Genomic DNA, 25,394 nt, shown 5'->3' with positions numbered 1-25,394 from the left:
GAGCCGCAACACCCCACCGCCCATCCCTGAACCACCCATCACCGGTGCACGGGTTGCCGCCCACCACCGGACACGTGAGGAGATCCCATGCACCATGCATCCCTCATCCCCATTCCCTCGTCGACCGCGAGGGGGGCCGCCCGTGCCTGAGCGCTACCTGACCGTCGCCGAGGTGGCCGACCGGCTGGGGACCAGCCAGCGCTTCCCCCGCCGGCTCATCGCCGAACGCCGTATCCGCTACGTCAAGGTCGGTCGCCACGTGCGCATCGCCGAGAGCGTGTTGGAGGCGTACATCGCCGCCCGGACCGTCGAACCAAGGCCCTGCGCCCAGGACCGCAGGCGGTTCGGGAAGGCCGCCTGATGGGCCGCAGACGCAAGCCGCCCCGCCGTAAATTCGGCGCGGTCCGACGGCTGCCCTCCGGCCGCTGGCAGGCCCGCTATCCCGGCAAGGACGGCACGCTCCGCCCAGCCCCCACCACCTTCGACACCAAGCCGGACGCTGAGATCTGGCTCACCCAGGTCGAAGCCGACCAGCTGCGCGGTGACTGGATCGACCCGGCCGCAGGAGCCGTCGACTTCCAGTCCTTCGCCACCCGCTGGATCGATGAGCGGGGACTGGCAGCCACGACGGACGAACTGTACCGCCGCCTGCTGCGACTGCACTTGGCACCCACGTTCGGCGCGCTCGCCCTGAACGAGATCGGCCCCGCCCGAATACGCACCTGGCGTGCCGAGCGGTCGAAGGCCACCGGCGCCACCACGGTCGCCAAGTCCTACCGCCTCCTCAAAGCCGTCATGCAGACTGCGGCCGACGACGACCTGATCAAGCGCAACCCCTGCCGCATCAAGGGGGCCGGGCAGGAGCACGCGGCCGAGCGCCCCACCGCGGAGGTGGAGGAGGTCTTCGGCCTGGCCGACGCGATCGGACCGCGGTGGCGGCTGATGATCCTCCTCGGCGCGTTCGCCTCGATGCGCCCGGAGGAACTCGCGGAGTTGCGTCGCAAGGACGTCGATCAGGATCGGGGATCCATCTGGGTGACCCGCGCGGCACCCGAGCTGACGACGGGTGAGCGGGTGGTCGGCGACCCCAAATCCCGTGCGGGCAGGCGGGAGATCGTCCTGCCCGAGTTCCTGCACCTGGACGTGAAACGGCACCTGGACTGGTACGCCGAGAAAGGCCCGGAGGGGCTGGTGTTCGTCGGCGAGCGCGGCGCACCCCTGCGGCGTAGCACTTTCGGGCGCAAGTTCCGCAAGGCCCGCGGTCAGGTCGGCCTGCCGGATGACTTTCGCTTCTACGACCTGCGGCACACCGGCAACACCCTCGCGGCCGACACCGGGGCCAAGCTCAAGGACCTCATGGTCCGCGCCGGCCAGTCCACCGAGCGGGCCCAGCTCATCTACCAGCACTCCAAGCGCAAGCACCAGCAGCGCATTGCCCACGCGATGCACCGTGACGTCCTGCGGCAACGCGGCTCGACAGCCGGGCAGGGCGGGAGCAGGCAGACACGAGCGACTGTCCGCCCACTCTTCGCCGACCGTGAGGTGGCTGAGGCACAGCAGGAGGCCGCGGATGAGAAGCAAGCCTGACCTATGACCGGTGGCCCGGGGCGACTTGCGTCGGCCCGGGCTTTGCCTTTGCATCGACGTGATGGGTCCCTGCGGATGTGACGCAGGCCACATAAATTGCGTCTCGCGATGCGAGATGAGAGGCGGTCATATTGGCGGTGAGCGCCTTGCGTATTCAAATCCGTGCGTTATCCGGGCACTTATGGCACGCGAATGGCACGCGGCTCTCAATTGGTCCAGACAATTAATAATCCCCAGGTCGCTGACCTGGGGATTAGATATGGAGCGGGCGACGGGAATCGAACCCGCGCTCTGAGCTTGGGAAGCTCATGTTCTACCATTAAACTACGCCCGCGCTGGACGCCCCGGAGGGCGTTGCGCTGTCACTCTACCGTATCCGTGCCCCCCGGCGAGGTCGTCGGGGGGCTGCTCGGTGTTGCCGGGTGGATGTGGGGGGTGGGGGCGGGAGTTGGGGCTACCGTGGGGTGGGGGTGGCGTCGGGGTGGGGTAGTTGGTCCCGTAGTGTGGCTTTTGTTGCGTTACGGGGAAGGAGCCTGATGGAGACCACCGTCGTCCGTTGTGCCGAAGGGCACGTCTTCAGCACCACCTCGCTCCCGATGCAGAACGTCGGCGCCGCCCGGCGGATCGGGTCGGGCGGGCTCGTTCGGTGTCCGCGCTGTGCGCGGTTGCGGAACGTCGTGCCGGTGGGGAAGGACGAGACCCGGTAGCGGGCGCCCGGTAGGGTCGGGGCGTGCTGCTCTCTGACAAGGACATCCGGACCGAGGTCCACGCCGGACGGGTACGGGTCGAGCCGTTCGACGACGCGATGATCCAGCCGTCCAGCGTGGACGTACGCCTCGACCGCTACTTCCGGGTGTTCGAGAACCACCGCTACCCGCACATCGACCCCGCCGTCGAGCAGAGCGACCTCACGCGGCTCGTGGAGCCCGAGGGCGACGAGTGCTTCATCCTGCACCCGGGGGAGTTCGTGCTGGCCTCGACGTACGAGGTCATCTCCCTGCCCGACGACATCGCGTCCCGGCTCGAAGGCAAGTCGAGCCTCGGGCGGCTCGGGCTGCTCACGCACTCCACCGCCGGGTTCATCGACCCCGGGTTCAGCGGGCACGTGACGCTGGAGCTGTCCAACGTGGCCACGCTGCCGATAAAGCTCTGGCCGGGGATGAAGATCGGGCAGCTGTGCATGTTCCGGCTCAGCTCACCCGCCGAGCACCCCTACGGATCCGCCAAGTACGGCTCCCGGTACCAGGGGCAGCGCGGGCCCACGCCCTCGCGTTCGTACCTCAACTTCCACCGCACCGTCATCTGATGCGGGGGGCGCGCCTCAGAGCGTGCCCAGCTTGAACAGGGCCAGGAGCGCCACCAGCTGGATCGAGCACGCCCCCAGCGCCCGCGGCCACGGCAGGTCGTGCGACTTGCTCACCATCGACGTCAGCAGCACGCCCGCCGCCAGCCACGTCAGCCAGCCCACGCCCTGCGCGAACGCCGCCTCGCCGCCGACGAACATCGCAATCAGCAGCCGCGGCGCGTCCGTCAGCGCGACGATCAGCATCGCCAGCCCCACCGTCGGCGCCAGCGCGCCCGCCCCGCCCAGGTTGCGGGCGAGGGTGTGCGTGACCGTGCCCATCACCAGGCCGCTGAGCGTGACCGCGATGCCCGTGACGACGATCCACGGGATGCTCGCGGAGATCGTGGAGTCGAGGACCTCGTCGCGCGCCTGCTCCAGGCCGAAGACCGCGAGCAGGCCGTAGAGGAAGCTGACCGTCAGCGCGGGGCCCCACATGCTGTGGTCGCGCATCTGCCAGAACGTGCGGCCCGGGTGGAAGACGATCCCGCTGAGCAGGTCCTTCCAGTGCAGCCGCGGGCCTATGGGCGGGGCCGCCGCATCGCCGGCGCGGTAGACCTGGCCGTCGTCGTACGGGCCGTAGTCGCCGGGGCCGGTGCCGACGCCGTAGGGCTGGGTGTTGCCGGGGCGGTCGGCGGCGTACGGGTCGTGGCCGCCGCCGTAGTACTCGGGCCCCGGGCCGTGGCTGCCGCGGGGCTGCTGCCACTGGCCGCCGCCGTACGGCTGCCCGTGCCCCTGCCCCTGCCCGTGCTGCGGCGGGGGACCGCCGTACTGCGGTCCGCCGTAGGGCGGCGGGCCGCCCTGGGGCGGACCCTGCGGTCGCCCCTGCTGCCGACTGCCGTGGGGCTGGCGCCCCCGGCCCATTCTGAATCCTGCCACGCGATCGAACGTACCTGGTCTTGCCCGCCCGGGTCACCGGGGCCCGGGAATACGGGGGATGTTTATGGCCAAGACGGTACGTCCCGTAGGGGATCCGCCCTACGGGACCGTACGTGCCGGGGCATGAGCCGGGGCATGAGCCAGGGCCCGGCCGGGGGAGGTCCGGGCCCTGGCGGTCTCTGCGGCCGCGGCACGGCGGCGCTGCGGCGGCGGTACGGCCCCGGCGGCGCCGCCGCGGCGGTACGCCGTCAGCCGGCGGACTCCGACCCGTACCCCGGGCGTCCCGTCGTCGGCATCCCCACCGACGACGGGTGGATCGCCACCGCGCCGTCCGCCGCCACCCCCGCGGCGTGCGACCGCAGGGCCTGGACGGCGCCGTTGCCGCCGTTCTCGCCGGCCGTGCCGACCGTCAGGTCGTCGAAGCCGTCCCCGTTGAGGTCGGCGAGGAGGACGGCGGTGCCGAAGCGGTCGCGGGTCTCGTTGGCGCCGGGGACGCCCGGCGCGTTCTGGTGGACCAGCGTCGCGCCCGCGCCGCCGAAGCCGGAGCCGTCCGCCGCGCCCCGCAGGACCGTGACGGTGCCGGCGGACTCGGCGCCGCCCAAGGCCTCGTTCGGCGCGGCGACGGCCAGATCCGTGTGGCCGTCGCCGTCCACGTCCCCGAGGGCCAGCCCGCCGCCGAAGGAGTCGCCCTGCTCGGGTGAGCCGGGGACGCCGGCGGTGGCCTGGCTCAGCTCCGTCGTGCCGGCGGGGCCGTCCGCCGAGCCGAGGGTGACGGAGACCTTGCCGCCCGGTGCCGCGCCGGGGTTGCTCGCGTCGTCGCGTGCCAGCCCGGTGACGATGTCGGCGCGCCCGTCGCCGTCCACGTCCCCGGTGACGGTGGTCTCGCCGCCCGGCACGGGGCGCTGCCCGGCGCCGGTCAGGCCGTCCGCCGAGCCCGGTACGTAGGTGCTGCGGTACTGCCAGTCCACGCTGCCCGCCACGACGAGATCGTCGGCACCGTCGCCGTCGACGTCGCCCGCGGCGAGGTCGTGCGGCCCCCAGATCTTCCCGTTGTCCAGCGGCACCGCGACCGTGTCCCACGCCCCGTAGTCGCCCTTCGTCCGGCCGAAGCCGCCAGTGAAGACGTCCACGGACGCGCTCGTGGACGCCACGGCCAGGTCCGCCGCGCCGTCGCCGTCGAAGTCGCCGGCCGCGAGGGCGCTGCCGAAGAGGTCGTGGTCGTACGGGCGCGGGTCGGCCAGCGTCGTACCACCGCCGAGGCCGCCGGGACCGCCCCACAGGAGCTGGACCGTGCCGCCGAGGACGTCGCCGCCGACCGCCTCGGCGGGGGCGGCGACGGCGAGGTCGGTGTACCCGTCGCCGTCGAAGTCCGCGGCGGCGGTCCAGCCGCCCCAGCCGTCGCCGTCCTCCGCGGTGCCCGGGACGCCGGCGCTGTGCTGGCTGAGCCGCTCGGCGCGGCCGGCGGAGATGCCGGCGACAGCGCCGCCGTTCTTCGTCCCGTAATGGGCGACGACTTGGCCGGCGCCCCTTACCCCGGCGACGTACGCGCCGGGCGCGGAGACGGCGGCGTCGCGCACCCCGTCCCCGTTGAAGTCGACGACCGCACCCGGAGGTCCGGCCGCCACGGCGCCGGAGCCGGCGACGGGGCCGGCGGCGGCGCCGGAGCCGGCGACGACCAGCCCGCCCGAGAGCGCGGCGGCGGTCGCCGCGGCCAGTGCGGTACGGAGTCGGTGAGGCATGCGGCAACTCCCGGACGGGCGGTCGGAGATGGTGATCAGGAGACCTCGTACCGCGGTCAAAGGTTGTAGGAATACGGCTAGTTGGTTCGTATCGTGACAGAAAGTGGCATTCCGGCTACGGAATGGACCCGCGGAGCTACTCCGCGATCGTCTCCGGGAACCTCGCGTTCCCCCCCGCCGCGCCCAGCGCGGCCCCGCCGAACGTCCACGACCCCTCCGCCGTCAGGCCGCCGCCACGCGCCCGCAGCACCCACGCGAGCCCGTTCCCCGCGTTCTCGCCCGGCGCGCCCGCGACCAGGCCCGCGCGGCCGTCGCGGTCCGCGTCGTGCAGCCGCACGTCGGAGCCGAAGAGGTCGCCGGCCTCCGCGGTGCCCGGGACGCCCGCGGTGTCCTGGTTGAAGTGCTGCACCCCGGTCGTGGTCAGCCCGCCGGCCGAGCCGCGCAGCAGCCAGACCGCGCCCGCGCCGTAGGCGGTGCCGATCGCCTCGCCGTCGGAGCCCACCGCCAGGTCGGGGTACCCGTCGCCGTCGACGTCGCCCAGGGAGACGTCGCTGCCGAAGCGGTCCTCGATCTCGTACGCCCCGGGGACGCCCCCGCTGCCCTGCTCCCACACCTCGGGCTGCCCCGCGCCGGGCCCGCCGGCCGCCCCGTACCAGACCTCGACCTTGCCGCCCGACAGGTCGTACTCGTCGTGCTCCAGAACCGTGGGGTCGCCCACCGCGAGGTCGTCGGCGCCGTCCTTGTCGATGTCGCCCGCCACGGCCACGGGGCCGCCCATGAACTCCGAGCGCGTGTAGCCCTCCGGGCCGCCGCCCTTCAGATACAGGGAGTAGCCCTCCACGTACTCCAGGAACCACTTCTTGCCGGTGACCACCAGGTCGTCGGCGCCGTCGCCCTCGAAGTCGCCGCCGACCAGGCCGGTGGGCGTGAACTGCTCCGGGAAGTCGGCGAAGGGGTGCCCTGCCTGTGCGCGTACGGGGCCGCGGGCCGCGCTCCAGCCGCCGTACAGCTCCAGGTGGTCCTTCGACAGGATCGCCAGCGCCGTCGACCCGTCGTGGAACCAGTCACCCGCCGCCAGCCCCGTCCCGTACGCGTTGCCCTCGATCCGGGAGGACGGCTGGAGGTCCTGCGCGCCGCTGCCGGACAGGCCGCCGGCGGAGCCGTACAGGACGGTCGTGCGGCCGGTGTCCGCGACGCCGCCGAGGTCCTCGCCGGTGACGCCGACGGCGAGGTCGGCGTACCCGTCGCGGTCGAGGTCGGCGGAGGCGAGGGTGGCGCCGAAGGCGTCGCCGGCCTCGGAGGTGCCGGGGACGCCGGCGGTGGACTGGCTGAGGACCTTGCGCTCGGCGGTGTCGAGGCCGCCCGCGGAGCCGTAGAGCACGGCGACGTACCCGGCGCGCTGCACGCCGTCCACGGTGCCGGAGGGGGCGGCGACGACGAGGTCGCGGTAGCCGTCGCCGTTGAAGTCGTCGTGGAACTTCGCGGGGGCGGCCGGGGCCGCGGGCGCTGCCGCCGCCGGTGCGGCGCCGCCCGCGAGGGCGGCGCCGACGACGGCCAGAGAGGCCGCTAAGGCGGTGGCGGTCGTGGGTGTGCGTCGGCTGCGTGGCATGTCGGTCTCCTGAACGTCGATGCGGACCGGTACGGCTGCTTCAGTGGGCCTCTCACCCGGTGAGACACCTGACGTTCACCCGAGGTTGTGCGAACTACCGCCCTTCGTATGGCTCATGCCGCTTTCCACGAACTTGCTGCGCTATACAGTTAGTTCGCGGGATTCATCCGTCCCCCCGTCACTCCTGGCCCATCAGGTAGTGGCCCAGGTCCTCGTCCGCGAAGCCGGTGCCGAACCGCGCGCCCGCGTCCGTACCGCCGGGCACCTCGAAGTTGTCCGGGCTGAACGCCACGGAACCCGTCGCCGTCAGCCCGCCCGCGGCGCCGCGCAGCGACCAGATCGCGCCCGTCCCGTTCTCCTCCGGCGCGCCCACCGCCAGCTCCGCCCCGCCGTCGTCCGTGACGTCGCCGAACGCCAGCGCCGCGCCGAACCGGTCCCCGGTCTCGGCCACGCCCTTCACGCCCGCCGTGTCCTGGTGGAACGCCTTCGCGCCACGGGCCTTCAGCCCGCCCGAGCCGCCCTTGAGCAGCACCACGGAACCCGCCGACTGCTTGCTGCCGATGGCCTCGTACGGCACGCCCACGGCGAGGTCGGCGAAGCCGTCGCCGTTCGCGTCGCCGGCCGCGAGGCGGGCGCCGAACTGGTCGCCGCGCTCGCCCGTGCCGGGCACGCCGGCGGTGTCCTGGGTGAAGGTCGAACGGCGGGTCGCGCTGGGGCCGTTCGCCGTCCCGTAGACGACCTTGACCGTGCCCTTGTCGTACGGGAAGTTCTCGACGCTCGCGCCGATCGAGCGGTACGCGAGGTCGCCCCTGCCGTCGCCGTCGAAGTCGCCGATCGTCGGCGAACCGCCGTTGGGCAGCGCGGCGTCGCCCCGCGTCAGCCCGTCGGGGCCGCCCTTCCAGAACCAGCCGCCCTCGGCGTTGCCCTGGAAGCTGAAGAACGCCACGAGGTCGTCCGCGCCGTCGCCGGTCACGTCGCCGACGGCGACGCCGTCGAGGCTGTCCTCCGGCTTCATCTCGATGAGTGCGCTCTCCCGCGCGGGGCCGCCGGCGCGAGTGAACGGGCCGTAGAGGACGGTGTACGCCTCGGCGCTGTCGCTGCGGGTGCTGGGCACCAGCAGATCGCCCTCGCCGTCGCCGTCGAAGTCGCCGGCGTGCAGGTCGCGGGCGAGGCCGCCGCCGCCCGGCACCTGCGCGCGGGCGGCGCCGGCGCCGGTCAGGCCGCCCGCGCGGCCCCACAGGACGGTGACGGAGCCGGCCGCGTCGCCCTCGTCGGAGCGGGCGGTGACGGCGAGGTCGGTCAGGCCGTCGCCGTCGAGGTCGCGGGCGGCGATGCGGTCGCCGAAGCGGTCGTTCGCGGCGGGGGAGCCCGGGACGCCGGCGGTGCGTTGGCTGACGACCGTGGACGCGGGGGCGGCGACGCCGTCCGCGGAGCCGTAACTGACGAGGACATAGCCGGCCTCGGCGTGGCCGGAGACCTTGCCGCCGGGGGCGCCGGTGGCGAGGTCGGCGTAGCCGTCGCCGTCGAAGTCGGCCCGTACGGCAGGGGAGCCGGCGGCGGCACCGGCCGAGGCGGCGGTCGAGGCGGCGTTGTCCGTGGAGGCCGTACGAGCCGGGGCACCCGCCTCCTCGGCCCCCGTCGCGGGGGCGGTGACGGCCGCCGTCCCGGCGGTGGCCAGGCAGGCGGTCAAGGCGGCAAGGGTGCGGATGCGCATGGGGGGTCCTTCCGACGACGGTCTGACGAGCGGGTTGCGTTCATTCCCGCGTCATACGACACGCCTCGCCCGGCGATGGTTGTACCAACGCTTGCGCCAACACCCCCACGGCCGGCCCCGTGTGGCTCACGGGGCCGGCCGCCGTGGGGGGTTGCCTGTGGTGTCCCGCGGTGCCGCCGCCGGCACCGCGTACCGCCTCCTGCCGGGTCCGTCCCTGCTACGTCGCCGGCTGCGGCTCCGGCTCGCTCTCCGCCGCCGCGGCTCCGTCCGCGGGCGGTTCCTCCGCCGGCGTCCGCACCGAGTCCAGCAGGAGCTGCGCCACGTCGACGACGGCGAGCGACTCCTTTGCCGCTCCCGCGTTCTTCTTGCCGTTTACGGAGTCCGTAAGCATCACGAGGCAGAAAGGGCATGCCGTGGACAGAATGTCCGGGTTCAGCGACAGCGCCTCGTCCACGCGCTCGTCGTTGATCCGCTTGCCGATGCGCTCCTCCATCCACATGCGCGCGCCGCCCGCGCCGCAGCAGAAGCCGCGCTCCTTGTGCCGGTGCATCTCCTCGTTCCGTACGCCCGGGACCTTGGCGATGATCTCGCGCGGCGGCGTGTAGACCTTGTTGTGCCGGCCCAGGTAGCAGGGGTCGTGGTACGTGATGATCCCCTCGACCGGCGTCACCGGGACCAGCCGGCCCTCGTCCACCAGGTGCTGGAGCAACTGCGTGTGGTGGATGACCTCGTAGTGGCCGCCGAGCTGCGGGTACTCGTTGGCGATGGTGTTGAAGCAGTGCGGGCAGGTGGCGACGATCTTCTTCTTCGCCTTCTCGACCGTCACTCCCTCGTCCGCGTCCTCGCCGAACGCCATGTTGAGCATCGCGACGTTCTCCTCGCCCAGCTGCTGGAAGAGGAACTCGTTGCCCAGGCGCCGCGGCGAGTCGCCGGTGCACTTCTCGTCGCCGCCCATGATCGCGAACTTCACCCCGGCGATGTGCAGCAGCTCCGCGAACGCCTTGGTGGTCTTCTTCGCCCGGTCCTCCAGCGCGCCCGCGCAGCCGACCCAGTACAGGTAGTCGACCTCGGAGAGGTCCTCGACGTCCTTGCCGACGACCGGGATCTCGATGCCCGTGTCCGCCGCCAGCTCCTTGGTCCACTCCAGCCGCTGCTTCTTGGCCAGCCCCCAGGGGTTGCCCTTCTTCTCCAGGTTCTTCAGCATCGTGCCCGCCTCGGACGGGAACGAGCTCTCGATCATCACCTGGTAGCGGCGCATGTCGACGATGTGGTCGACGTGCTCGATGTCGACGGGGCACTGCTCGACGCACGCGCCGCAGGTGGTGCAGGACCAGAGCACGTCGGGGTCGATGACGCCCTGCTCCGCCGCGGTGCCGATCAGCGCGCGCTCCGCCTCGGCGAGCGCCTCGGCCGGCACCTCCGCGAGTTGCTCGGCGGTGGCCTTCTCCTCGCCCTCGGCGGTCTTGCCGCCGCCGGCGAGCAGGTACGGGGCCTTGGCGGCGGCGTGCTCGCGCAGCGACATGACGAGCAGCTTGGGCGACAGCGGCTTGCCGGTGTTCCAGGCCGGGCACTGCGACTGGCAGCGCCCGCACTCCGTGCAGGTGGAGAAGTCGAGGATGCCCTTCCAGGAGAAGTGCTCGACCTGGCTGACGCCGAAGACGGTCTCCTCGCCGTCCTCGTCGTCGAAGACGGTCTCGAAGTCGATGGGCTTGCCGCCGGAGACCATCGGCTGGAGCGCGCCGAGGGCGACCGCGCCGTCCGCGTTGCGCTTGAACCAGATGTTGGGGAAGGCGAGGAAGCGGTGCCAGGCCACGCCCATGGTGAAGTTGAGGCCGAGGACGGTCGCCCAGATGAAGGAGACCGAGATCTTGATCATCGCGACGAGGTAGACCAGGTTCTGTACGGCGCCGGTGCTCAGCCCGTCGACCGCGGCCGTGATCGGGTACGACACGAAGTAGGCGGCCTCGTAGCCGTCGACGTGGTGCAGCGAGCCCTCCAGCCCGCGCAGCACCAGGATGCAGATGCCGATGACGAGGATGACGTACTCGACGAAGTACGCCTGCCACATCGTGGAGCCCGTGAAGCGCGACTTGCGGCCGGCCTTCGACGGCAGGCTCAGCTGCCGGATCACGATGAGCGTGAGGATGCCGAGCGTCGTCATCAGCGCCAGGAACTCCACGTACAGCTCGTACACGATCCAGTCGCCGATCACCGGCAGCAGCCAGTCGGCGACGAACAACTGCCCCAGGGCGTTGACGAGGGTCAGCACCAGGGTGAGGAAGCCGATGGCGACGAACCAGTGGGCGAAGCCGATGACGCCCCACCGGTTCATCCGGGTGTGGCCGAGGAACTCCCTGGTCAGGGTAATGCTGCGCGCGAGCGGGTCGTTCGTGCGGCTGCCCGCGGGGATGGGCTTGCCGAGCTTGACGAAGCTGATGATCTGCCCGATGGCGCGCGCGAAGAGCGCGGTCCCGACCGCGGTGATCACCAGCGATACGACGATGGCGGCGAGCTGCATGGAGGGCTCCTCGGCCAGTCTGCTCTGCGTGTCTGCTCTGACTGCTGCGTGCGTGGACTGCTGCGTGCGTGCTGCGTGTGTTCCGTCGGCGTGCTGCGTACGTACCGCGTACGTGCCGCTGCATGCCCTGTACCCGGCCTACCCAGCTACTACTAAGCGGTAACTTATCGCTTCTCCGCCTGAGGGTACCCGGGCGCCCCCGGCCCCCTGAAGCCGCCCGGCCGGTGACGTACGTCGCGCTCCCGGCGGCGCCGGGGCGGCCGGCCCGTGGCCCGAAAACCAGTTCCCACCTGCATGGACGCACGAAACCTGAGTCGAGCCGACTCAGGTGAATTGCGCCCGGGGTGGTCGCCGTGGCACTCTTGAGCCTGACCAGCTCAAGGCAGAGCATCCGAGTCCGGAGGATAGACAACATGGCACGTGCGGTCGGCATCGACCTGGGCACGACGAACTCTGTCGTCAGTGTTCTCGAGGGCGGTGAACCCAGCGTCATCACCAACGCCGAGGGCGCCAGGACCACGCCGTCCGTCGTCGCCTTCGCCAAGAACGGCGAGGTGCTCGTCGGCGAGGTCGCCAAGCGCCAGGCGGTCACCAACGTCGAGCGGACCATCCGGTCGGTCAAGCGCCACATGGGCACCGACTGGAAGCAGCCGATCGACGAGAAGGAGTTCACGCCCCAGCAGATCTCCGCGTTCATCCTGCAGAAGCTGAAGCGGGACGCGGAGGCGTACCTGGGCGAGAAGGTGACCGACGCGGTCATCACCGTCCCGGCGTACTTCAACGACTCCGAGCGTCAGGCGACCAAGGAGGCCGGCGAGATCGCGGGCCTCAACGTCCTGCGCATCGTCAACGAGCCGACGGCCGCGGCCCTCGCCTACGGCATGGAGAAGGAAGACCAGACCATCCTGGTCTTCGACCTCGGCGGCGGCACCTTCGACGTCTCCCTGCTGGAGATCGGCGAGGGCGTCGTGGAGGTCCGGGCCACCAACGGCGACAACCACCTCGGTGGTGACGACTGGGACCAGCGCGTCGTCGACTTCCTGGTCAAGCAGTTCCAGAACGGCCACGGCGTGGACCTCGCCAAGGACAAGATGGCGCTCCAGCGCCTCCGCGAGGCCGCCGAGAAGGCGAAGATCGAGCTGTCCTCGTCCTCCGAGACGACGATCAACCTGCCCTACATCACCGCCTCCGCCGAGGGCCCGCTGCACCTCGACGAGAAGCTGACCCGGGCGCAGTTCCAGCAGCTCACCCAGGACCTCCTGGAGCGCTGCAAGACGCCGTTCCACAACGTCATCAAGGACGCCCGCATCGATCTGGGCGAGATCGACCACGTGGTCCTCGTCGGCGGCTCCACCCGCATGCCGGCCGTCGCCGAGCTGGTCAAGGAGCTGACCAGCGGCAAGGAGGCCAACAAGGGCGTCAACCCGGACGAGGTCGTCGCCGTCGGCGCCGCCCTCCAGGCCGGCGTCCTCAAGGGCGAGGTCAAGGACGTCCTGCTGCTCGACGTCACCCCGCTGTCCCTCGGCATCGAGACCAAGGGCGGCATCATGACCAAGCTCATCGAGCGCAACACCACGATCCCGACGAAGCGTTCCGAGACCTTCACCACGGCCGAGGACAACCAGCCGTCGGTGCAGATCCAGGTCTTCCAGGGCGAGCGCGAGATCGCCGCGTACAACAAGAAGCTCGGCATGTTCGAGCTGACCGGCCTGCCGCCGGCCCCGCGGAACGTGCCGCAGATCGAGGTCACGTTCGACATCGACGCCAACGGCATCATGCACGTCGCCGCGAAGGACCTCGGCACGGGCAAGGAGCAGAAGATGACCGTCACCGGCGGCTCCGCGCTGCCGAAGGACGACATCGAGCGCATGATGCGCGACGCCGAGCAGTACGCGGAGGAGGACCACAAGCGCCGCGAGGCCGCCGAGACCCGCAACCAGGGCGAGCAGGTCGTCTACACCACCGAGAAGTTCCTCCAGGACAACGAGGACAAGGTGCCCGGCGACGTGAAGTCCGAGGTCGAGGGCGCGATCGGCGACCTCAAGGAGGCGCTGAAGGGCGAGGACACCGCGGCGATCCGCGAGGCCACGGAGAAGGCCGCGGCCACCAGCCAGAAGCTCGGTCAGGCGCTCTACGCCGACGCCCAGGCGCCCGGTGGCGCCGCCGCGGCCGGCGGCGAGGGCCCGCAGGACGCGCCGAAGGACGCGCCCGCCGGTGCCGACGACGACGTCGTCGACGCCGAGATCGTGGACGACGACAAGCCCAAGGACGGTGCGGCGTGACGGAGGAGACCCCGGGCTTCGAGGAGAAGCCCGACGTCCCCACCGACGCAAAGACAGCGGAGGCACAGCAGGGCGGCCCGGACGGGGCGGGCGCATCGCCCGCCGGCGCACGGCGCGCCGACGGAGCCGGGCCGGGTGCCGCCGCCGGGAACGGGGACGCGAACAGCCCGCTTGCGGCTCGTCTGGACGAGACCCGCAAGGCGCTCGACGAGCGGACGAAGGACCTGCAGCGCCTGCAGGCGGAGTACCAGAACTACCGCCGGCGGGTGGAGCGGGACCGGGTCGCGGTCAAGGAGGTCGCGAACGCGAACCTGCTGACCGAACTGCTGCCCGTGCTCGACGACATCGGCCGGGCCCGGGACCACGAGGAACTGGTCGGCGGGTTCAAGTCGGTCGCCGAGTCGCTGGAGACCGTCGTCGCCAAGATGGGTCTCATGCAGTTCGGCAAGGAGGGCGAGCCCTTCGACCCGCTGATCCACGAGGCGCTGATGCACAGCTACTCGCCGGATGTCTCCGAGACGACGTGCGTGCAGATTCTCCAGCCTGGGTATCGGATCGGCGAGCGTACGATCCGCCCCGCGCGGGTCGCCGTGGCGGAGCCCCAGCCGGGCGCGTCGGGGTCGCAGGGCAAGGAAGGCGAGAAGCCGGACGAGAAGCAGGCCGACGCGGACGACGGCGGACCGGAGTCCGCCGGCTCCGCGGACGCCGGGGGTCCGGACGCCTCCGGATCCGCGAAGGGCGAGTCCGGCAGGGGAGAGACGGACAGCGGTGGCCCGGACGAGGGGTGACGCCGTAGCCGCCGGAGGACGAGAGGAGGGACGCCGGGAATGAGTACCAAGGACTTCATCGAGAAGGACTACTACAAGGTTCTCGGCGTCCCGAAGGACGCCACCGAGGCCGAGATCAAGAAGGCGTACCGCAAGCTCGCCCGGCAGTTCCACCCGGACGCGAACAAGGGCGACGCCGCGGCCGAGGAGCGCTTCAAGGAGGTCTCCGAGGCCAACGACGTGCTCGGCGACCCCCAGCGGCGCAAGGAGTACGACGAGGCGCGCGCCCTCTTCGGCAACGGCGGCTTCCGCCCGGGCCCCGGCGCGGGCGGCAACGGCTCGTTCAACTTCGACCTCGGCGACCTCTTCGGCGGCTCCGGTCCCGGCGGCCCCGGCGGCGCCGGCGGCCAGACCACCACCGGCGGCTTCGGCGGCGGTCTGGGCGATGTCTTCGGCGGGCTGTTCAACCGCGGCGGCGGCGGGCGTACGCAGCCGCGCCGCGGCCAGGACATCGAGTCCGAGGTCACGCTCAGCTTCACGGAGGCCATCGAGGGCGCCACGGTCCCGCTGCGGATGTCGTCGTCGGCCCCCTGCAAGACGTGCGCCGGCACGGGCGACAAGAACGGCTCCCCGCGGGTCTGCCCGACCTGCGTGGGCACCGGCCAGGTCTCCCGCGGCGGCGGTGGCGGCTTCTCGCTCACCGACCCGTGTGTGGACTGCAAGGGCCGCGGGCTCATCGCCCAGGACCCCTGCGACGTCTGCAAGGGCAGCGGCCGCGCCAAGTCGTCCCGCACGATGCAGGTCCGCATCCCCGCGGGCGTGCAGGACGGACAGCGGATACGGCTGCGCGGCAAGGGCGGCCCGGGTGAACGCGGCGGCCCCGGCGGCGACCTGTACGTCGTCGTGCACGTCGACGGCCACCCGGTCTTCGGCCGCAAGGGCGACAACCTGCTGGTGACGGTCCCCGTCTCGTTCCCTGAGGCGGCCCTCGGCGCGGACATCAAGGTGCCCACGCTCGGCGGCCCGCCCGTCACCCTGAAGCTGCCGCCGGGCACGCCCAACGGACGTACGATGCGCGCCCGCGGCAAGGGCGCCGTCCGCAAGGACGGCACGCGCGGGGACCTGCTCGTCACCGTCGAGGTGGCGGTGCCGAAGGAGACGGACGGCACGGCGCGCGAGTCGCTGGAGTCGTACCGGGAGGCGACCGCGGGCGAGGACCCGCGCGCGGAGCTGTTCAAGGCCGCGAAGGGAGCTTGACCACGATGAACGGCAGAAACGGCGGACGCGGCGCCCCCCGCGGCCGCAACCCGTACGAGCTGACCGAGGAGACGCCGGTCTACGTCATCTCCGTAGCCGCCGAACTCTCGGGCCTGCACCCCCAGACCCTCCGCCAGTACGACCGCCTCGGCCTGGTCTCCCCGGACCGCACGGCCGGGCGCGGCCGGCGGTACTCGGCGCGGGACATCGCGCTGCTGCGGCAGGTGCAGGCGCTGAGCCAGGACGAGGGCATCAACCTGGCCGGGATCAAGCGGATCATCGAGCTGGAGACGCAGGTCGCGGCGCTGCAGGCGAAGGTGGCCGAGCTGACGGACGCGGTGGACGGCGCGGCGTCGGCGATGGCGCAGCGGGAGGCGCAGGTGCACGCGTCGTACCGGCGGGACCTGGTTCCGTACCAGCAGGTGCAGCAGACGAGCGCGCTGGTGGTGTGGAAGCCGAAGAAGCGGGGCTAGTCGAGAAAGGTGACCTCCACGTGGGGCGGGAGCCCGGCGTGGAGGTCCCTCATGTGCGGGCGCAGGGAGACCTCGCGCAGGGTGTCGAGTCCGGCGAGCGACGAGAGGTCCAACGGCCGGTTGCGCGGCGGCAGATCGAGCACGAGGTGGTCGAGCCGCGGAAAGAGCCGGGGGAGTCGGGTCAGGTCGACTTCGACGGCAGGTGCGTCGTCGAGCAGGCTGAGGGACTTGACGCGGGGCAGGGCGGCGTCGGCGGGTGCGTATTCCAGCAGCGTCGGCCGGGTCTGCATCCCGCGGAGCTGCGGAAGGGCGTCGAGCGCGGGCCAGTCGTCCGCGGAGGGCTGGTGTCGCCAGCCCAGGACGACGTATTCGAGCCTGGGGTGCCTGGCCAAGGGCCGCAGGCTGGCGGTGTGGCCGGTCAGCAGGTTGAGCGTCCTGAGCCGAGGCAGCTCCGGCAGCGTATCGAGGTCCAGCGGCTGCCACCGTTCCGGTGAGAGGGAGAGGTGCTCCACTCGCGGCAGTGAGGCGAGCAGTGCGGGAACGCCTGCGGCCAGCCCCGGGACCTTGTCGAGGACGAGGGACCTGAGTGGCAGCCCGGCCAGGGCGGAGGTGTCGAGGAGGTCGAGGCACTCGGTGAGCCGAAGGCTGCGCAGCTCGCGCTGCCCACGCAGGAAGCCGAGGTCCTTGAGCCCTGGCTGGCCGCGCACGATGAGGCCGGTGAGGCGGATCGCGAAAAGCTCGGCACGCAACCCGGCGGTATCCAGCGGACCACGTACTTCGAGCAAGGGCCGCCCGCCGATCCGGCGCAGAGCGCGTAGCTCGGCGTCGGAGGTGACGGTGAAGTACAGCAACTCGGGGTCGAGGCGGGCGATGACCTCGTCCGCGTAGTCGTCGGTGTCGAAGCGCTGCCAGGCCCAGACGAGTTGGCGGCGGACGTCCAGTGACGGGTGGGTGGCGTAGCGGGCGAGGAACGGGATGGCGCGGTCCGACTCCACGTAACTACCCGCGACGGCGACCAGGGTCGCCGTCTCGTCGTCCGCCTCCTCCGGGCCCGGGAGCAGCTCCAGTACCAGCGCCCCCGCCGCGCCCAGCGCCCGTGCCTCCAGCGTCGTCGTCGGCGGGATCAGCGCCTCCGTCGCCCGCTCCACCGCCTCCCGTACTTCCGGGGCCAGCTCCGCCGCGTGCTCCAGGCACGCCGCCGCCAGCAGGCGGATGCGTACGCCCTCCACGCCCTCCCGGGTCTCCGCCGCCGCCAGCAGTTCCCGCAGGATCTCCTCCCGCTCCCGCGGGCGGCCCTGCGCCACCGCCATGCGGATGACGTCCTCCCACTGGTCGTCCGCCGCGTGTGCCGCCAGCACGCCGATGTCGCCGTCCTCCACCGCCGCGCGCGCCCCCAGGTAGTCCTGGAACGTGCGGTGGACGAAGTCGACCGCGTCCGGGCCCGGTTCGCGGAGGAGGCCGCTGCGGTCGCGGAAGTGCTCCAGCACGGCGCTCGCGCCGCCCAGGGCGGCGACCTCCGGGACGGCGGGGAGGGCGGCGGCGACGATGCTCTCGGCGCGGGCCCGGTCCAGTTCCGTGCGGCCGTTGCGGATCAGCCAGTACGCGAGGCGCTGGAGCACCTGGAGCTGGGGTTCCTCGCGCAGGTCGGGGACGGCCATGTCGCGTTCGCGGTCGCGGCGCGTGAGCAGCATCGACAGGGCGGCCTCGTACAGCTCCTTGCGCCCGCGCGGGAGGTGGCCTCGGCGGGCGCGGTTCAGGGCGCACATGAGGCCGCACATCAGCGGGTTGGTGGCCAGCCGGCCGAGGTCCGAGGTGTGCCGTACGGCGGCGGTGAGCTGCTCCTCGTACGCGGCGAGCTGCGCGTCGTCCGCCGCCGGATCGCCGGTGCGTACGGCCGCGTGCCAGCGGGCGATGAAGCGGGCGAGGTCGACGGGGCGCATGGGGGCGAGGGTCAGCTCGCTGAAGCCCTCGGCGGCGAGCCAGTCCTCGCCGACGGCGGAGGGGCGGGAGGTGACGAGCCAGCGGTTGCCGGGGTAGGCGTCGATGAGGTCGGAGAGCCAGCGGCGGGTGCGGTCGCGCTCGGCGCGGGGGACCTCGTCGATGCCGTCGACGAGGAGCAGCCCGCGGCGGGCGGTGAGCACGCGGTGCTCCCAGCCGTCGGGCTGGACGCCGGCGAGGGGGCTGCCGGTGGCGGAGAGGAAGTCGCGGGGGGCGGGCAGGCGTTGGCCGTGGCGGGTGAGGGTGCGCAGCGGGAGGACGAAGGGGACGCGGCCCGCGAGGTAGTCCATGGTGTGCTCGGCGCCGGTGGCGGCGCGGGTGGCGGAGAGGGCGAGCCACTGCACGAGGGTGGTCTTGCCGGATCCGGCGGCGCCGCGCAGGAGGACGCGCTCGTAGGTGGCGAGGGCCTGGTCGGCGGGGAGGACGGGGTCGGGGAGGGGGTCTTTGGGCAGCGTCAGCTCGTTGAAAGGGATGTGCCACTCGGGCGATGTGCCGATCCCCAGGGAGGCGGAGGCCTCCAGCCGCAGGTACGCCACGTCCAGGGGCCACTTCGCGGGGGAGTCGGCGAGGTCGACGCCGTAGATGGTGAGTTTGCCGTGCTTCTTGGCGACGTACCCGAAGTACTCGCGCTCGAACGCGGCGTCGCGCGCGGCGGGGAGGGGGGTGCGGGCGATCAGCTCGTCGAGGCGGGCGATCTGGTCGGCCTGGCGGCGGGACTGCTCGACGAGGGTGCGGGCGACGAAGGTGGAGCGCTGGCTGAAGAAGTGCAGGATGTGCAGGCAGGCGGTGTCGAGGAGGGCGTCGTGGAAGTAGGCGGCGTCGGCGGAGAGTTCGCGTACGGGCGCGCCGGTCCCGGCAGCGGCGTGGCGGAGCCGGCGGGCGAGGGCCTCGGGGCCGAGCTGGACGGCCTGCACGTCGTCGATGTCGAGGTCGCCGAGGGCGCCGAGGCTGCGGGCGAGGGCGCCGGCGACGGCCGCGACCTCGTCGGCGGGGACGGGGGCGTCGTGGGCGGCGCGGCCGGTGCGGCCGGTGTCGGCGCCGGTGTCGCGCAGGGCGCGCCGTACGAGCGCGTCGGCGAGCTTGCGCAGGTCGCCCTCGGTCAACTCCCGCTGCTCGCCGCGGAACGACACCAGCGCCGCCATCCGCACCGGCCGCTCCGCCAGCCCCGCCCCGGGCCCCTCGCTGCGGAACAGCCGCCGGACGAGGGGCGCCACGGCGGCGGACGCGAGCTTGACGCCGACGGCTGCGGGTTCCATGCGCCAGACGATATAGGCGGCGCCCACAGGTCACCGGCGGTGTTCGCCGATGGTCTGCTTCATGCCGGTATGTACACCCTCATCATCATGAAATTCAGGAAGATGAGGGTGGGTTCGGGTGGAGTTGATACGGAGGGTAGGCCAATGTTCTGGTGAAGACCGGGGGGCAAGCCGCCGAACGTGATCCACGTCCGGCTCAGTGGTCTGGGGAGTACATACGGTGAGGACTTACGGTTCGGGCAACACGGCGCGACAGGCTCCCCCGGTCGGCCTCGCGCTGCTCTCCGATCGGGAACGCGAGGTGCTCCTCCTGCTCGCCGACGGTCCGACCAACCGCCGGCTGGCGTCGCAACTGGGGGTGGCGGAGCGCACGGTCCGCGCCCACCTGACGAACATCTGCCGCAAGCTGAACGTGGAGTCGCGCGTCCAGGCCGCCCTGGTCGCCGACCGCAACCGGCGGGCCCTGGGGCCGGCGGTGGCGGGCGGGGACCGGGGTGCCGCAAGGGGCAATGGCCGGGGCCACCGCGTTCGTGAATGATGTGAGGGCCAGTACCCTCCGGGGTGCCGCTGACGCGACCTGCCGTCGTCGTACGCAGGCGACGCGGGCGGCGCCCCCCGGACGGAGCGCTGGTGCGTTCGCTTCCCGGCCTCTACGCACCAGCGACTCCGTCCCCCTCCGGCCCCCGCAGGCGGCCGTACCCGGCCGGTCAGCGGTCGTCGACGATGCCGGAGTGGGCGATGTGGTAGCCGAGTTGGGTGCGGCTGTCGCTGCCGAGTGCGGTGCAGAGTTTGGCGATGTGGGCGCGGCAGGTGCGTACGTTCATGCCGAGGCGGCGGGCGATGGCCTCGTCGAGGTGGCCCTCGACGAGCAGCCGGGCGATCTTGAGCTGCACCCCGGTGATCCCCTCCGGGGTGACCCGGTTGGCGACGCCGTCGCCCCAGGGCGTGGCGAGGTGCCAGAAGTGGTCGAAGGTGGCGGCGAGATACCAGACCACGCCCGGCTGGCGGACCTCGACGGCCACCGTGTTGTCCTCCCGCGCGGGGATGAGGGCGACCTCGCGGTCGATGATGATGGCCCGCTCGATGTTCTCATCGAGGGTGCGGACCTCCAGGCCCGTGTGCTCCACCCGCGCCAGGTAGTCCAGCGCCTGCGGGGTGTGCCGGGCGGTGTGGCTGTACAGGCTGCGGATGCGGACTCCCCGTTCCGCCAGGGGCAGTACGCGCTGGACCGAGGCTTCGTACACCCAGGCAGGCCGATTCCCCATGGGCTGGGCGGTGAGCAACTCGGTGGTGCACTCCCGGAGGGCCCGTACCAGCTCGGCGTCTATCCGTTCCTTGCCCTCCCAGACCGTGATCTTGGGTCCCCCGCCCGGGTCGGCACCCGGGGCCACGGGCGGTCCGAAGGCGCCGGCGAGGGTGAGGGCGAGGTCCCGGTAGCCGCCGATCTCCTGCGCCACGAGCTCGAAGAGCTGCCCCATGGCCTCCGACGGCGGCGCGGGGACGAGCCAGTCGCCGTCGCGGTGCAGGAGGCCGGACTCGACGACGCAGGGTGCCGCCTCGCTCGCCGCCGCCGCGATACGGCCGGACTGCAGCGCCTTGGCGTAGAGCTTCCGGCCCGTGGTGCAGACACGGGAGGCGGGGTGGGGGGCGTGCTCCATGCCTCAGACCTCCTCGAGCATGCCGGAGTGGGCGATGTGGTAGCCGAGTTGGGTGCGGCTGTCGCTGCCGAGCGCGGTGCAGAGTTTGGCGATGTGGGCGCGGCAGGTGCGTACGTTCATGCCGAGGCGGCGGGCGATGGCCTCGTCGAGGTGGCCCTCGACGAGCAGCCGGGCGATCTTGAGCTGCACCCCGGTGATCCCCTCCGGGGTGTCCTGGTACGGGACCTGGCGCTCCCAGGGGACGGCGGACTGCCAGAACCGCTCGAAGACGCCGACCAGGTACCAGACCAGGCCGGGGTGCCGGATCTCCAGCGCCGTCTCGCGGTCGGGCTGCGTGGGGACGAACGCGACGGTGCGGTCGATGATGAGGAGCCTCTCCGCGGTCTCCTCCATGGTGCGCACTTCGAGGCCGGTGTCCTTGAGGGCGTCGAGGTAGGAGAGCGTCGTGGGGTGGTGCCGGTAGGTGTGGTTGTACAGCGTGCGCTGGACGACACCGCGTTCGTGCAGTTCCCGGACCCGTTCCGCGGTTGCGCGGATCTTCTCGGCGGTCCTGTTGGTCCGGCCGCTCGCGGGCTGGATCGCGAGGAACTCCTCGGTGCCCTCGCCGAGAGCGCGCAGCAGCGCGGCTTCGATCTGCTCCTTGCCCTTCCACACGGTGAGCAGGGCCGGCGCCGTCCCGTCCGGCGGAAGCGTGGTGAGCTGTTCGAGCGTGCCCGCGAGGGCGGTGGCGAACCGGCGGTACTCGGACAGCTCCCGCTCCAGCGGGCGGACGAGGTCGGCGGCGGCCTCGGACGGCGGCGCGGGGACGAGCCAGTGCGGGTCGCCGGGGTCGCGGCGCAGGAGGCCCGTGTCGATCAGGCACGGTGCGGAACCCGTGGCCTCGTGGGAGAGCAGCCCGGTGCGCAACGCGGAGGCGTACAGCTTTCTGCCGACACCGCAGAGGGCGGTTTCAGGGTGGGGGTGGTCCATACTGCCTGGTCTCCTTGGGTGTACCCCGAGAGCGGTCGGCGGGCGTCCGCGGTCTTTCGGGATGTGACACCGCAGGCGGCGGTGTTGTGACACGTGGGGGTTCCGGGCCATGGCGCAGGCCATCCGTCACGGCTCGTCGAGGATGCCGGAGCGCGCGAGCACGTAGCCGAGCTGGGTGCGGCTGTCGCTGCCGAGGGCGGTGCCGAGCCTGGCGATGTGGGCGCGGCAGGTGCGTACGTTCATGCCGAGGCGGCGGGCGATGGCCTCGTCGAGGTGGCCCTCCACGAGGAGCCGGGCGATGCTGCGCTGCACGCCGGTGATGCCTTCCGCGGTGTCGTGCTCGGGGAGCCGGTGCTCCCAAGGGACGGCGAGTTCCCAGAAGTGCTCGAAGAGGGCACGCAGGAACCAGACCAGACCCGGGTGGCGGATCTCCATCGCCACCTCGAGGTCGGGCTGAGCCGGGATGAAGGCGACTCGCCGGTCCACGATGAGCAGCCGCTCGGGCATCTCCTCCAGGGTGCGCACTTCCAGACCAGTGTCGCTCAGCTCGTCCAGGTAGGCGAGCTGAGCCGGGTGATGCCGGTAGGTGTGGTTGTACAAGGTCCGCTGGGAGACGCCGCGCTCGCTCATCCGCCGTACACGCTGGGTGGTGGTGCGCATCGTCGCGGGGTTCCAGTTGGTCCGTCCACTGGCCGGCTGGATGGCGAGGAACTGCTCTGTGCACTCCTCCAGGGCTCGCACGAGCGCGGTGTCGATCCGTTCCTTTCCCGTCCAGACGGTGAACGCCGCCGTGGCCGGGTCCTCCTGGTCGAGCGTCGTCATCCGCTCGACCGTGTCGGCGAGCGCGGTCACGAAGAGCCGGTATTCATTCAGTTCCCGGTCCAGGGGCTCGACGAGCCCGACGAGCGCCCGTGTCGGAGGCGTCGGCACCAGCCAGTCGGTGTTGTCGGGATCGGGGCGTAAGAGGTTCAGGTCGAAGAGGCAGGGCGTGGTCGCCGTCGCCTCGTGTGAGATACGGCCGGAGCGCAGGGCCGAAGCGTACAGTTTCCTGCCTTGGGTGCAGAGGCCGGTGGTGTGGTGGGGGTGGGCCATGGTGCCCTCAAGTCTCCTCAAGGATGCCGGAGCGGGCGATGAGATAACCCAGTTGGGCGCGGCTGTTGCTGCCCAGTGTGGAAGCGAGCTTGGCGATGTGGATGCGGCAGGTGCGGACGTTTATGCCGAGGCGGCGGGCGATGTTCTGGTCGAGGTGGCCCTCGACCAGGAGCCGGGCGATGCTGCGTTCCACACCGGTGATGCCTTCACTCGTGGCTTCCATGTACGCCGCCTCGTCCAAGGGCGTCGCCAACTGCCAGAACTGCTCGAAGGCGCCGACGAGATAGGCGACCGCCCCCGGGTGCCGGACTTCCAGGGCGACCTGGCGGTCTGGCCGGGCAGGTACGAAGGCCACCTTGCGGTCGACGATGATCATTCGTTCGACGATCTCTTCGAGAGTTCTGACCTCCACGCGCTGCGGGCCGACGAACCGGAGGTATGCCAGGGTCATCGGGGCCTCGCGCGCGGTGTGCTGGTACATGCTCCGCATCCGGACGCCGCGCTCGACCAGCGGCCGTACGCGTCTCAGGGCCTCGCCGAGAGCACGGGCGCCGCGCGAGGACGCCTCGGGCTGGATGGTGAGCAGTTCGTCGAAGCACTCGCTGACGGCCAGATCCAGGGCGGTGTTGATGGTGCCGAGGCCTTCGAGGACGGTGATGGGAGACGATACCGAAGCTGCTTCCGCACTGACCTCGATGAATCGCCCGAAGGACTCGGCCAGGTCCGCCGCCTGCTGCTGCTTCTCCCGGATCTCCTGTTCGTGAGTGAGCATGAGCTGCGTCATGGCGTCGGACGCTGGGACGGGCAGCAGCCATTGCCGGTCGTCGGGGTCGGGTTGCAGCAGCGCGAGCCCGGTGAGGCAGGGCACGGAGTGCACCGCCGACCGGGCGATACGGCCCGCGCTGAGGGCGTCTGCGTACACGTCCTGGGCTGCCTGGCACCGTTCGTCGGGCCCGTGGACGTGATCGTGCCTGCTGGACATCTCTGTACTCTCCCGGGCGGGCATCCGTGGTCAGGATCGGTCGAGCATGCCGGAGCGGGCAATGAGGTAACCGAGTTGGGCCCGCCCGTTGCTGCCGAGCACGGTGGCGAGTTTGGCGATGTGACCACGGCAGGTACGGACGTTCATCCCCAGCCGGTCGGCGATGACCTCGTCCACGTGGCCCTCGATGAGCAGCTTGGCGATGCTGCGCTGGACCCCGGTGATGCCGTCCGGCTCTGCGGGGTCGTAGTGCAGATCCTCCTCAAGGGGGGTGGCGTGCAGCCAAAGGTGCTGGAAGAGGCCGATGAGGTAGGCGACGAGGCCCGGATGGCGCACCTCCAGGGCGGCTTGGCGGTTGGAGTTCACCGGCAGGTCGCGTTGCGCGGGGATGAAGGCGACCTTCCGGTCGATGATGATCAGCCGGTCGACCAGTTCCTCCAGGGTTCGCAGCTCCATGCGGTCGGAGCCGACCCGTTCCTGGTAGGCGAGCAGGCCGTAGCTGTGCCGGGCGGTGTGCTGGTAGAGGCTTCTTATCTGGACGCCGCGGTCGATGAGCGGACGTACCCGGTCCACCGCGCGGTTCAGCAGTTCCGCGGAGCGTTGCCCTCCGGGCTGTACGGTCAGGAGTTCCTTCTCGCACGCTTCCGTGGCGCGGCCGATGGTTGCATCGATGTGATCGACGCCGTCCAGCTCCGTGATGGCGCGGCTGACCGTGGGGTGCTCTTCACTGATGGCGAGAAACGGTTCGAAGGCGCCGGCCAGGGCGAGGGTCAGCTTCCTGCGTTCCAGGATCTCCCGTTCGATGGGGTGCTCAAGTCGCGCCAGCACCGCGGACGGTGGGGTCGGACGAAGCCACTGCGGATCGTCGGGGTCCGGGTGGAGCAGCCCCAAGCCGATCAGGCACGGTGCGGCTTCCCCCTCTGACCGGGCGACGGAGCCGGCTCGGAGCGCTCGGGTGTAGAGCTCCGAACCCTCCTCGCACAGGTCCGCGTATCCATGCGAGTGGTCTGGTTCGCCATCATTAACACCCATTTATCCGTCCCACAGGAAGCTGTGATTCAGGAACATGATGCAATGCGGAGGTGGTTAACGGCTCCCACGTGCGGCACCTTCTTCTCAGGGAAGCGAAACAAGGAAGGCCGGGACTCCCATGAGGCGGTTGGTTGGTTGGGTTGTCGCGCTGACTGCAGCAGTCTCGATCGGTCTGGCGGCCAACTCTCAGGCCGGGCAAGACGTCGGCGAGCTGGGAAGTGAAACATCCGCGGCGACGCT

General features: G+C 71.6%; 20 protein-coding genes and 1 tRNA gene. 9 read left to right on the top strand and 12 right to left on the bottom strand.

Annotated features, from left to right (window positions below):
• Positions 1–142: 142 nt before the first annotated feature.
• Both LG396_RS23720 and LG396_RS23715 read left to right on the top strand, forming a co-directional pair.
• The gene (locus tag LG396_RS23720; protein ID WP_225796287.1) at positions 143–361 is read left to right on the top strand and encodes an excisionase family DNA-binding protein; all 219 of its coding nucleotides are present in this window, start codon (positions 143–145) and stop codon (positions 359–361) included.
• Positions 361–1,587 (top strand): tyrosine-type recombinase/integrase, encoded by a 1,227-nt coding sequence (locus tag LG396_RS23715; protein WP_225796286.1) that lies wholly within the window; start codon positions 361–363, stop codon positions 1,585–1,587. The genes LG396_RS23720 and LG396_RS23715 overlap by 1 nt, the downstream gene beginning before the upstream one ends.
• A gap of 260 nt (positions 1,588–1,847) precedes the next feature.
• Here LG396_RS23715 and LG396_RS23710 read toward each other — a convergent pair.
• Positions 1,848–1,921, bottom strand: a tRNA-Gly gene (locus LG396_RS23710).
• Positions 1,922–2,123: 202 nt separating this feature from the next.
• Here LG396_RS23710 and LG396_RS23705 point away from each other — a divergent pair.
• Both LG396_RS23705 and dcd read left to right on the top strand, forming a co-directional pair.
• Positions 2,124–2,294: a hypothetical protein gene (locus LG396_RS23705; RefSeq protein WP_225796285.1), complete on the top strand. Its 171-nt coding sequence runs from the start codon at positions 2,124–2,126 to the stop codon at positions 2,292–2,294.
• A gap of 23 nt (positions 2,295–2,317) precedes the next feature.
• Positions 2,318–2,893, top strand: coding sequence for a dCTP deaminase (gene dcd / locus LG396_RS23700; RefSeq protein WP_018840508.1), 576 nt, complete (start codon positions 2,318–2,320; stop codon positions 2,891–2,893).
• A 15-nt stretch (positions 2,894–2,908) separates the two neighbouring features.
• Here dcd and LG396_RS23695 read toward each other — a convergent pair whose 3' ends face one another.
• From LG396_RS23695 to LG396_RS23675, 5 genes are all read right to left on the bottom strand, one after another.
• Positions 2,909–3,793 carry a Yip1 family protein gene (locus LG396_RS23695; protein WP_037750334.1) on the bottom strand — a complete coding sequence of 295 codons (885 nt, stop codon included), beginning with the start codon at positions 3,791–3,793 and terminating at the stop codon, positions 2,909–2,911.
• A 263-nt stretch (positions 3,794–4,056) separates the two neighbouring features.
• The gene (locus LG396_RS23690; protein ID WP_225796284.1) at positions 4,057–5,547 is read right to left on the bottom strand and encodes an FG-GAP repeat protein; all 1,491 of its coding nucleotides are present in this window, start codon (positions 5,545–5,547) and stop codon (positions 4,057–4,059) included.
• A gap of 136 nt (positions 5,548–5,683) precedes the next feature.
• Entirely contained in the window at positions 5,684–7,156 is a 1,473-nt protein-coding gene (locus tag LG396_RS23685; protein ID WP_225796283.1) for an FG-GAP-like repeat-containing protein, read from the bottom strand.
• A 178-nt stretch (positions 7,157–7,334) separates the two neighbouring features.
• The gene (locus tag LG396_RS23680; RefSeq protein ID WP_225796282.1) at positions 7,335–8,870 is read right to left on the bottom strand and encodes an FG-GAP repeat protein; all 1,536 of its coding nucleotides are present in this window, start codon (positions 8,868–8,870) and stop codon (positions 7,335–7,337) included.
• A gap of 217 nt (positions 8,871–9,087) precedes the next feature.
• Positions 9,088–11,388 (bottom strand): (Fe-S)-binding protein, encoded by a 2,301-nt coding sequence (locus LG396_RS23675; RefSeq protein ID WP_225796281.1) that lies wholly within the window; start codon positions 11,386–11,388, stop codon positions 9,088–9,090.
• A gap of 413 nt (positions 11,389–11,801) precedes the next feature.
• Here LG396_RS23675 and dnaK point away from each other — a divergent pair, with 413 nt between their 5' ends.
• The 4 genes from dnaK to LG396_RS23655 are packed head-to-tail and all read left to right on the top strand — an operon-like array spanning position 11,802 to position 16,167.
• Positions 11,802–13,670, top strand: a complete 1,869-nt coding sequence (gene dnaK, locus LG396_RS23670; protein ID WP_037750346.1) for a molecular chaperone DnaK — start codon at positions 11,802–11,804, stop codon at positions 13,668–13,670.
• Positions 13,667–14,458, top strand: a complete 792-nt coding sequence (gene grpE / locus LG396_RS23665) for a nucleotide exchange factor GrpE (RefSeq protein WP_018843205.1) — start codon at positions 13,667–13,669, stop codon at positions 14,456–14,458. Before dnaK ends, grpE begins: the two co-directional genes overlap by 4 nt.
• Before the next feature lie 39 nt (positions 14,459–14,497).
• A complete protein-coding gene (gene dnaJ / locus LG396_RS23660; protein WP_225796280.1) occupies positions 14,498–15,694 on the top strand; it encodes a molecular chaperone DnaJ in 1,197 nt (398 codons plus the stop codon).
• A gap of 5 nt (positions 15,695–15,699) precedes the next feature.
• Entirely contained in the window at positions 15,700–16,167 is a 468-nt protein-coding gene (locus tag LG396_RS23655; RefSeq protein WP_018840499.1) for a heat shock protein transcriptional repressor HspR, read from the top strand.
• Here LG396_RS23655 and LG396_RS23650 read toward each other — a convergent pair.
• Positions 16,164–19,421, bottom strand: coding sequence for an NACHT domain-containing protein (locus LG396_RS23650; protein WP_225796279.1), 3,258 nt, complete (start codon positions 19,419–19,421; stop codon positions 16,164–16,166). The genes LG396_RS23655 and LG396_RS23650 overlap by 4 nt on opposite strands.
• A 220-nt stretch (positions 19,422–19,641) precedes the next feature.
• Here LG396_RS23650 and LG396_RS23645 point away from each other — a divergent pair, with 220 nt between their 5' ends.
• Complete coding sequence (locus LG396_RS23645; protein ID WP_225796278.1) at positions 19,642–19,959, top strand: helix-turn-helix domain-containing protein; 318 nt, start codon at positions 19,642–19,644, stop codon at positions 19,957–19,959.
• Between the two features lie 169 nt (positions 19,960–20,128).
• Here LG396_RS23645 and LG396_RS23640 read toward each other — a convergent pair whose 3' ends face one another.
• The 5 genes from LG396_RS23640 to LG396_RS23620 form a co-directional block, all read right to left on the bottom strand.
• Positions 20,129–21,079, bottom strand: a complete 951-nt coding sequence (locus LG396_RS23640; protein ID WP_225796277.1) for a helix-turn-helix transcriptional regulator — start codon at positions 21,077–21,079, stop codon at positions 20,129–20,131.
• A 3-nt stretch (positions 21,080–21,082) separates the two neighbouring features.
• The gene (locus LG396_RS23635; protein WP_225796276.1) at positions 21,083–22,048 is read right to left on the bottom strand and encodes a helix-turn-helix transcriptional regulator; all 966 of its coding nucleotides are present in this window, start codon (positions 22,046–22,048) and stop codon (positions 21,083–21,085) included.
• Between the two features lie 126 nt (positions 22,049–22,174).
• On the bottom strand, positions 22,175–23,140 hold the full coding sequence (locus LG396_RS23630; protein ID WP_225796275.1) for a helix-turn-helix transcriptional regulator: 966 nt from the start codon (positions 23,138–23,140) through the stop codon (positions 22,175–22,177).
• 7 nt (positions 23,141–23,147) lie between these two features.
• On the bottom strand, positions 23,148–24,122 hold the full coding sequence (locus LG396_RS23625; protein ID WP_225796274.1) for a LuxR C-terminal-related transcriptional regulator: 975 nt from the start codon (positions 24,120–24,122) through the stop codon (positions 23,148–23,150).
• A 30-nt stretch (positions 24,123–24,152) separates the two neighbouring features.
• Complete coding sequence (locus LG396_RS23620) at positions 24,153–25,154, bottom strand: hypothetical protein (protein WP_225796273.1); 1,002 nt, start codon at positions 25,152–25,154, stop codon at positions 24,153–24,155.
• Positions 25,155–25,394: the final 240 nt, after the last annotated feature.

Origin of the sequence: Streptomyces aculeolatus (genome assembly GCF_020400605.1) — a bacterium.
In the GTDB taxonomy this organism is placed as follows: domain Bacteria; phylum Actinomycetota; class Actinomycetes; order Streptomycetales; family Streptomycetaceae; genus Streptomyces; species Streptomyces aculeolatus.
This window is presented reverse-complemented; position numbering and strand designations above follow the sequence as displayed.

Coding starts and splice junctions, on each gene's coding strand:
- LG396_RS23705 (WP_225796285.1), top strand. CDS start 2,124: ATGGAGACCACCGTCGTCCGTTGTGCCGAAGGGCACGTCTTCAGCACC.
- LG396_RS23690 (WP_225796284.1), bottom strand. CDS start 5,547: ATGCCTCACCGACTCCGTACCGCACTGGCCGCGGCGACCGCCGCCGCG.
- dnaK (WP_037750346.1), top strand. CDS start 11,802: ATGGCACGTGCGGTCGGCATCGACCTGGGCACGACGAACTCTGTCGTC.
- LG396_RS23695 (WP_037750334.1), bottom strand. CDS start 3,793: ATGGGCCGGGGGCGCCAGCCCCACGGCAGTCGGCAGCAGGGGCGACCG.
- LG396_RS23715 (WP_225796286.1), top strand. CDS start 361: ATGGGCCGCAGACGCAAGCCGCCCCGCCGTAAATTCGGCGCGGTCCGA.
- LG396_RS23685 (WP_225796283.1), bottom strand. CDS start 7,156: ATGCCACGCAGCCGACGCACACCCACGACCGCCACCGCCTTAGCGGCC.
- LG396_RS23680 (WP_225796282.1), bottom strand. CDS start 8,870: ATGCGCATCCGCACCCTTGCCGCCTTGACCGCCTGCCTGGCCACCGCC.
- LG396_RS23620 (WP_225796273.1), bottom strand. CDS start 25,154: ATGGGTGTTAATGATGGCGAACCAGACCACTCGCATGGATACGCGGAC.
- LG396_RS23635 (WP_225796276.1), bottom strand. CDS start 22,048: ATGGACCACCCCCACCCTGAAACCGCCCTCTGCGGTGTCGGCAGAAAG.
- LG396_RS23640 (WP_225796277.1), bottom strand. CDS start 21,079: ATGGAGCACGCCCCCCACCCCGCCTCCCGTGTCTGCACCACGGGCCGG.
- dnaJ (WP_225796280.1), top strand. CDS start 14,498: ATGAGTACCAAGGACTTCATCGAGAAGGACTACTACAAGGTTCTCGGC.
- LG396_RS23655 (WP_018840499.1), top strand. CDS start 15,700: ATGAACGGCAGAAACGGCGGACGCGGCGCCCCCCGCGGCCGCAACCCG.
- LG396_RS23625 (WP_225796274.1), bottom strand. CDS start 24,122: ATGTCCAGCAGGCACGATCACGTCCACGGGCCCGACGAACGGTGCCAG.
- LG396_RS23675 (WP_225796281.1), bottom strand. CDS start 11,388: ATGCAGCTCGCCGCCATCGTCGTATCGCTGGTGATCACCGCGGTCGGG.
- LG396_RS23650 (WP_225796279.1), bottom strand. CDS start 19,421: ATGGAACCCGCAGCCGTCGGCGTCAAGCTCGCGTCCGCCGCCGTGGCG.
- LG396_RS23630 (WP_225796275.1), bottom strand. CDS start 23,140: ATGGCCCACCCCCACCACACCACCGGCCTCTGCACCCAAGGCAGGAAA.